A 321-nucleotide genomic window follows, 5' to 3' on the forward strand; every position below is an offset into this window, starting at 1 on the left:
GATCAGGATCGCCAGTTCGGTCAGTCGCGCCGGCAATGCCGTGTCGTAGCGCAGCAGCTCCCCGACGCGCTGGCCGCGCCGTGCGAGTTCCGGGTTGCGCAGCCACGCGATCATTGGCGCCGGCACTTTGCCGCGCTTGCCCGCCGCCGCCTCGTCGCACACGCAACGCTGCTCGTCGGTCAGCACATCGGGCATGGCGAGCCGTGCCATCAGCCGAGCTTCAGGATGTCGCGCGCCTGCGCCGGCGTCGCCACTTCGTAGCCCAGTTCGCGCACGATCCGCGCCGCACGCGCAACGAGAGGCGCGTTGCCCGTCGCGAGT

At 71.0% G+C, this 321-nt stretch carries 1 protein-coding gene and 1 pseudogene; both read right to left on the reverse strand.

Features of this window, described 5'->3' with window-relative positions; translation table 11 throughout:
• Positions 1–210 (reverse strand): annotated as a pseudogene (locus AC0IYH_RS30400) (carboxymuconolactone decarboxylase family protein); the annotation flags it as partial.
• Positions 210–321 (reverse strand): 3-keto-5-aminohexanoate cleavage protein (locus tag AC0IYH_RS30405; RefSeq protein ID WP_471837865.1); only part of this gene is annotated, 112 nt, incomplete at its 5' end. The gene AC0IYH_RS30405 and the pseudogene AC0IYH_RS30400, both read right to left, overlap by 1 nt.

This window comes from Pseudomonas sp. AC463, assembly GCF_979253585.1.